7 protein-coding genes are annotated in these 7,192 nt (G+C 71.9%); 5 read left to right on the top strand and 2 right to left on the bottom strand.

Annotated elements, in window-relative coordinates; genetic code table 11:
- Positions 1 to 1,584 (top strand): chaperonin GroEL (gene groL / locus VFL99_RS16660; protein ID WP_325107480.1); only part of this gene is annotated, 1,584 nt, incomplete at its 5' end.
- A gap of 124 nt (positions 1,585 to 1,708) precedes the next feature.
- Here groL and VFL99_RS16655 read toward each other — a convergent pair.
- Both VFL99_RS16655 and VFL99_RS16650 read right to left on the bottom strand, forming a co-directional pair.
- Positions 1,709 to 1,996 (bottom strand): RNA-binding S4 domain-containing protein, encoded by a 288-nt coding sequence (locus VFL99_RS16655; RefSeq protein ID WP_325107479.1) that lies wholly within the window; start codon positions 1,994 to 1,996, stop codon positions 1,709 to 1,711.
- Positions 1,997 to 2,063: 67 nt separating this feature from the next.
- Positions 2,064 to 2,378, bottom strand: coding sequence for a WhiB family transcriptional regulator (locus VFL99_RS16650; protein ID WP_325107478.1), 315 nt, complete (start codon positions 2,376 to 2,378; stop codon positions 2,064 to 2,066).
- Positions 2,379 to 2,678: 300 nt separating this feature from the next.
- On the opposite strand from VFL99_RS16650, the gene shbA reads away from it, so the two are divergent.
- Genes shbA through VFL99_RS16630 form a run of 4 tightly spaced genes read left to right on the top strand, consistent with a single transcriptional unit; the run spans position 2,679 to position 7,178 of the window.
- Complete coding sequence (gene shbA, locus VFL99_RS16645; RefSeq protein WP_325107477.1) at positions 2,679 to 3,293, top strand: RNA polymerase sigma factor ShbA; 615 nt, start codon at positions 2,679 to 2,681, stop codon at positions 3,291 to 3,293.
- Entirely contained in the window at positions 3,290 to 4,501 is a 1,212-nt protein-coding gene (locus tag VFL99_RS16640) for a hypothetical protein (protein WP_325107476.1), read from the top strand. Before shbA ends, VFL99_RS16640 begins: the two co-directional genes overlap by 4 nt.
- A gap of 9 nt (positions 4,502 to 4,510) precedes the next feature.
- Complete coding sequence (gene guaB, locus VFL99_RS16635; protein WP_325107475.1) at positions 4,511 to 6,037, top strand: IMP dehydrogenase; 1,527 nt, start codon at positions 4,511 to 4,513, stop codon at positions 6,035 to 6,037.
- A 19-nt stretch (positions 6,038 to 6,056) separates the two neighbouring features.
- The gene (locus VFL99_RS16630; protein WP_325107474.1) at positions 6,057 to 7,178 is read left to right on the top strand and encodes a GuaB3 family IMP dehydrogenase-related protein; all 1,122 of its coding nucleotides are present in this window, start codon (positions 6,057 to 6,059) and stop codon (positions 7,176 to 7,178) included.
- Positions 7,179 to 7,192 lie beyond the last annotated feature (14 nt).

Below are 7,192 nucleotides of genomic sequence, written 5' to 3'. Positions count from 1 at the left end.
CGCAAGGCGCTCGAGCGCGGCGTTGACGCGCTCGCCAACACCGTCAAGGTGACCCTCGGCCCGAAGGGCCGCAACGTGGTCATCGACAAGAAGTGGGGCGCCCCGACCATCACCAACGACGGCGTGACCATCGCCCGCGAGGTGGAGCTCGAGGACCCCTACGAGAACCTCGGCGCGCAGCTCGCCAAGGAGGTCGCCACCAAGACCAACGACATCGCCGGTGACGGCACCACCACCGCCACGGTGCTGGCGCAGGCGATGGTCAAGGAGGGCCTGCGCAACGTGGCCGCCGGTGCCGCCCCGTCCGCGATCGGCCGCGGCATCAACGCCGCCGTGCAGGCGATGAACGACGAGCTGCTCAGCGGCGCGCGGGAGCTCGAGGGCAAGGACGAGATCGCCCAGGTCGCGACCCTGTCCGCCCAGGACGCCACCATCGGCGGCATCATCGCCGAGGCGTTCGACAAGGTTGGCAAGGACGGCGTGATCACCGTCGAGGAGTCCTCGACCGCGACCACCGACCTCGAGTTCACCGAGGGCATGCAGTTCGACAAGGGCTACCTGTCGCCGTACTTCGTGTCCGACCCGGAGCGCATGGAGGCCGTCCTCGAGGACGCCTACGTGCTCATCAACCAGGGCAAGATCTCCGCGGTCGCCGACATCCTGCCGCTGCTCGAGAAGGTCGTGCAGTCCGGCAAGCCGCTGCTGATCATTGCCGAGGACGTCGAGGGCGAGGCCCTGTCCACGCTGGTGGTCAACAAGATCCGCGGCACCTTCAACGTGGCGGCCGTCAAGGCCCCCGGCTTCGGTGACCGTCGCAAGGCCATGCTGCAGGACATCGCCGTCCTGACCGGTGGCCAGGTCATCAGCGAGGAGGTCGGCCTCAAGCTCGACCAGGCCGACCTGGACGTGCTGGGCACCTGCCGCCGCGTCGTGGTCACCAAGGACGACACCACGATCGTCGACGGTGGCGGCGCGGCCGCGGACGTCGAGGGCCGGGTCGGCCAGATCAAGGCCGAGATCGAGCGCAGCGACTCCGACTGGGACCGCGAGAAGCTGCAGGAGCGCCTCGCCAAGCTCTCCGGCGGTGTCTGCGTGATCCGTGTCGGCGCGCACACCGAGGTGGAGCTGAAGGAGAAGAAGCACCGCATCGAGGACGCCATCTCCGCCACCCGTGCGGCCATCGAGGAGGGCATCGTCGCCGGCGGCGGTACCGCCCTGGTGCACGCCTCCTCGGTGCTGGACAAGGTGGAGCGTGAGGGTGACGAGGCGACCGGCGTGGCGCTGGTGCGCAAGGCGGTCTCCGAGCCGCTGCGCTGGATCGCCGAGAACGCCGGCCTCGAGGGCTACGTCGCGGTCGAGAAGGTGCGCGCGCTCGAGGGTGCCCAGGGCCTGAACGCCGCGACCGGTGAGTACGTCGACCTGATCAAGGCCGGCATCATCGACCCGGTCAAGGTCACCCGCTCGGCGCTCCGCAACGCCGCGTCCATCGCCTCCATGGTGCTGACCACCGAGACGCTGGTCGTGGAGAAGAAGGAAGAGGAGGAGTCCGCGGCCGCCGGACACGGTCACGGCCACGGGCACTGATCCCGAACCGTCCGCTGGGTCCTGCCCAGCAACCGCGAGGGCCCCGCACCGGCAGGTGCGGGGCCCTCGTCCTGTCTGTGTCGGAAACCGGGTCTCAGCCGGATGGCCGGTCTGAGAGCGGGTCTCAGCCGGAGGTCACCCGGATGACCGTGCCGTCGACGTCGACGAAGCTGCCGAGGTCGACCTGCCGTCCACGTCGCTGCTCGACCTCACCGTCGACGCGCACGTGCCCCTCCTCGATGAGGGTCCGGGCCATCACGCCGTCCTCGACCAGGCCGGCCAGCTTCAGCAGCTGACCGAGCTTGATCGCCTGGTCACGGATCATCACCTGCCGTGGTTCGGCAGCGCTGTCGATGCCGTCCACGGCCTCGACGGGGTGGGCAGGGTCGGTGCGGTCGGTGCCAGGGGTCACGGGGTCATCCCATCAGGGCATGCCACGGGCCGCCACCTCTCGGTGACGGCCCGTCGTTCTTCGGCTCTCAGCTCGCCGCAGGGAACAGCGAGGGGGCCTCGGCAGGTGGCGACGCGGCATACAGCTCCTCGCGCTCGGCCTCCGTCAGACCGCCCCAGACGCCATACGGCTCTCGGACCTTCAGGGCGTGCCGGCGGCACTGCTGCAGCACCGGGCACTGCATGCACACGGCCTTGGCCTCGGCGTCGCGATTGCGCCGGGCCGGCCCGCGCTCACCCTCCGGGTGGAAGAAGACGTCAGGGCTCGAACTGCGGCAGGCTCCTTCGAGCTGCCAGTCCCACAGGTCGGCGACGGGTCCGGGCAGTCGAGAGATCTCAGCCAACGGTGCCTCCTTGGGTCGGTCCACGAGGGACGACGGGTTCTTTCGGGCTCAACGTCGAGCGAACTACCCGCGCCCCGGGGGCCTAAACCCACACGACGGTTTCCGCAATCGGAGAAGTCTCGGTACGGTGTCTGCGCCAAGAATCAATTCGGGTGGTGGTTCATGCTCAGGGGGAGCAGCAGGACGCGGGGGGCCGCGACAGCAGCAGCGTCACCCATCGCACCGCGGGGGACGGGTGCGCAGGAGGGCACAACCGGATCCGTACCGGTCGCAGGCGTAACGCCGACCCCTGCTGCGCCGATGGACTCCACGGACGCTCGAACGTCGTTACGAGAACTGCTCGCCGCCTCCCGTGGCGGTGACCAGGCGGCGAGCGAGCAGCTCATGGCGGCGGTGCACCGTCTCGCACTGCGCTACGCGTGGGCCCGGCTCGGCCCGTTCGGCGGCGCGGCGGAGGTGGCGCAGGACGCCGCCCAGGAGGTGTGTGTCGCGGTGCTGGCAGCGTTGCCGCGCTATGTGGACAAGGGCGCGCCGTTCGAGGCGTTCGTCTACGCCATTGCCTCGCGCAAGGTGGCCGACGCCCAGCGCTTCGCCATGCGCCAACCCGTCCCCACCGACGAGGTTCCCGACCAGGTCGACGACAGCGCGGGACCGGAGCAGCATGCCCTCGCCGCCGACGACGCGGAGCGGCTGTGGGCGCTCATGTCCCGCCTGTCCGACAACCAGCGCGAGCTGCTCACCCTGCGCGTGGCCGTGGGACTGTCCGCCGAGGAGACCGGACGCGCGCTCGGTATGACGGCTGGCGCGGTCCGCGTCGCCCAGCACCGGGCGTTGGGTCGCCTGCGCACGCTCCTCGCGCACGAGGACCCCGGACTCGTGCCCTCCAGCGGTGAGGCTGCGGGGGCCACCGGATGACGCCTCCCGCTCCGCTCGGCCCGATCCGCGAGGACGACCAGTTGCTCGACGCGCTCGGACAGCGGCTCGGCGCGCCCGGGCAGGACGAGCTCTCGGAACTGCTCGAGGGATGGGTCCGCCACATTGACGCGAGCGTGGCGATCCCGGTGGTTGAGAGCGCACCTGTGCGGCTGTCGGTCCCGGTCCGGCGCCGGGCGCGCGCGGCCTCCGTGGCGCTCGCGATGGCCCTCACCCTCTCCGGTGGGACGGTGGCGGCTGCGGTGACCAACACGCGGGTCCCGGTCCTGCACCAGCTCGGCGCCGTGGGCAACTACTTCCTGCACGGCCCCTTCCTACGCAGCACCGGCGCTCCCTGGGTCCCCGAGCACCTCCCGGCCGGCCCGACCGCTCCGCCTTGCGACCTGACCAGCGCTGCTCCCGGGGTCCCGACGCCGAGCAGCACCACCGTGCCCACCTCCACGGGCCACCCCACTGCCGGCCACGGGTCCTTGGCGGCGGAATCGCGTTCGCCGGACGCGTCCGGTGCGCTGGCGCGCTCCGGCGCGCCGGGGGTGGCCGGGGCGGATCCGGCGCAGCGCCCCGTCGGAGGCACCGGTGCCGCTCCGTCCGCGGGCGGGCCGGGTCCGGCCCCGAGCCGTCCCGCGACCTCGCCGGGTGGTTCCCCCTCGGGCGGCTCGGCAGCAGCGCCGGGGGGCGCGACGCCTGCGTCCGGTGGCTCCAGCACGGCGCCCGGTTCCGGCACGGCGCCCGGTTCCGGCACGGCGCCCGGTGGGGCGGACACAGGGTCCGGGGCGGAGCTGCCCGCGCCGGCGCCCCGGCTGCGGGTGCCACCGGTGGTGTCGCCCCCGCAGGGTCCGCCGCAGTCGCTCGTGCCGCCGACTCCCGCCCCGCCACTGCCGGTGCGCACCAGTCCCGGGCCGCCGCCCCGCACGAAGCTGGTCAAGGTGCCCGGTCCGCACGGGCCGGCCAGCCACGCACCGCACGCAGGTCACCCCGTGCCGCCGGTCGGGGTGGGCATGGCACCGCCCGGTCATCCCGACCGGTCGCTCACCGTGCAGCCGCCGCCGGTGCGGTCACCGACCGGGCTGACCGGTCAGACCCCCACTCCCGGAGCCTCGGCGCCTGCCACGCCGGCACCTGCAGCCTCGCCACCTGCAGCGTCGGCACCCGCGGCACCGGGAGACGAGCCGTCTCCGCAGCCCAACTAGAATCGGGGAATGACCCCCGCGAGTCATTCCGACGCCGCCGTTCCTGCCCCGTTCGCCACCCTCGGCCTCACGTTCGACGACGTGCTGCTCCTGCCCGGCCACACCGACGTGGTGCCCAGCGAGGTGGACACCACCACCCGGCTGACGCGTGAGATCACCCTGCGCGTGCCGCTCATCTCCGCCGCGATGGACACCGTCACCGAGTCGCGCATGGCGATCGCCATGGCCCGCCAGGGCGGCCTCGGCGTGCTGCACCGCAACCTGTCGACCGAGGACCAGGCCTACCAGGTCGACCTCGTGAAGCGGACGCAGACCGGGCGCATCACGAACCCGATCACGATCGGCCCCGATGCCACCCTGGAGCAGCTGGACGAACGGTGTGGGGAGTACCGCGTCTCCGGCCTGCCGGTGGTCGACGCCGACAACCGGCTGCTGGGCATCTGCACCAACCGGGACCTGCGCTTCACGCCGGTCGCGGAGTGGGCGAGCACCAAGGTGTCCGAGGTGATGACGCCGACGCCGCTGATCACCGCACCCGTCGGGATCAGCCGCGAGGAGGCCACGCTGCTGCTGCGCAAGCACAAGCGGGAGCGGCTGCCCCTCGTCGACGACGAGGGTCGGCTCGCCGGTCTCATCACGGTGAAGGACTTCGTCAAGAGCGAGCAGTTCCCCCACGCCAGCAAGGACGACCATGGTCGGCTCCTCGTGGGCGCGGCCATCGGCTACTTCGGTGACGCCTGGGAGCGGGCCACGACCCTGATCGATGCCGGTGTCGACGTGCTCGTCGCCGACACGGCCCACGGGCACGTGCGGATGCTGCTCGACATGGTCAAGCGACTCAAGACCGACCCCGCCACCCGGCACGTCCAGGTCATTGGCGGCAACGTCGCCACGCGCGACGGCGCGCAGGCCTTCGTCGACGTCGGGTCGGACGCCGTCAAGGTCGGGGTGGGGCCGGGCTCGATCTGCACCACCCGCATCGTCACCGGCGTCGGGGTGCCGCAGATCACCGCGATCCACGAGGCGGCGCAGGCCTGCAAGCCGGCCGGCATCCCGGTGATCGCCGACGGCGGCCTGCAGTACTCCGGCGACATCGCCAAGGCCCTCGTCGCGGGGGCGGACTCGGTGATGCTGGGCTCGATGCTCGCCGGCTGTGACGAGAGCCCGGGCGACCTCATCTTCGTCAACGGCAAGCAGTTCAAGGCCTACCGCGGCATGGGGTCGCTCGGCGCCATGTCGTCGCGGGGCAAGCAGTCCTATTCCAAGGACCGCTACTTCCAGGCCGAGGTCGACAGCGACGACAAGCTCGTCCCCGAGGGCATCGAGGGTCGCGTGGCCTACCGTGGCCCGCTGTCCGCGGTCGCGCACCAGATGGTGGGCGGGCTCCGCCAGTCGATGTTCTACTCCGGCGCGCGCACCATCCCGGAGCTGCAGGAGCGGGGCCGGTTTGTCCGGATCACGCAGGCCAGCCTCAAGGAGAGCCACCCCCACGACATCCAGATGACGGTGGAGGCACCCAACTACACCGTCGGGTAGCCGCCGGTAGCCTTGCCGCGTGACTGAGATCGAGATCGGCCGCGGCAAGCGGGGACGGCGGGCCTACTCCTTCGACGACGTGGCCATCGTGCCGTCGCGACGGACCCGCGACCCCGAAGAGGTGTCGGTCTCCTGGCAGATCGACGCCTACCACTTCGACCTGCCGGTCATCGCCGCGCCGATGGACTCGGTCGTCTCGCCGGAGACCGCGATAGCGATCGGCCGGCTCGGCGGCCTGCCCGTGCTCGACCTCGAGGGCCTGTGGACCCGCCACGAGGACCCCGTGCCCCTGCTGGCCGAGATCGCGCGGCTCGACGCGAGCGCGGCGACCGCGCGGATGCGCGACCTCTATGCCACGGAGATCCGGGAGGACCTCATCGTGGAGCGGCTGCGGCAGATCCGCGAGGCGGGGATCACGGTTGCTGGCGCCCTCTCGCCGCAGCGGACCCAGCAGTTCTGGAAGACCGTCGTGGACGCCGGGGTCGACCTCTTCGTCATCCGCGGCACGACGGTGTCGGCCGAGCACGTCTCCAGCCGCGCCGAGCCGCTGAACCTCAAGCGCTTCATCTACGAGCTCGACGTCCCGGTCATCGTCGGCGGGGCCGCGACCTACACCGCTGCCCTGCACCTCATGCGGACCGGCGCAGCGGGCGTGCTCGTCGGCTTCGGTGGGGGAGCGGCGCACACGACCCGGCTCACGCTGGGCATCCAGGCGCCGATGGCGACCGCGATTGCCGACGTCGCCGCCGCGCGCCGCGACTACATGGACGAGTCCGGCGGCCGCTACGTCCACGTCATCGCCGACGGTGGTGTCGGCCGCAGCGGTGACATCGTCAAGGCCGTCGCCTGTGGGGCCGACGCGGTGATGCTCGGCGCGGCGCTGGCGCGGGCCCAGGAGTCACCGGGTGGCGGCTATCACTGGGGCTCCGAGGCCCACCACCCGGTCCTCCCCCGGGGGGAGCGGGTGGCGGTCGACACCGTCGGTTCGCTCGAGGAGATCCTCCTCGGCCCCGGACACAGCGCGGACGGCACCACCAACCTGATCGGCGCGCTCCGCCGCGCCATGGCGACCACCGGCTACTCCGACCTCAAGGAGTTCCAGCGGGTCGAGGTCGTCGTGGCGCCCTACCAGCGCAGCTGACACGTCGCTCCACC

This window comes from Segeticoccus sp. (assembly GCF_035708005.1).
Note: the sequence above shows the minus strand (reverse complement) of the source record. Positions and strands in the feature narration are given on the sequence as shown.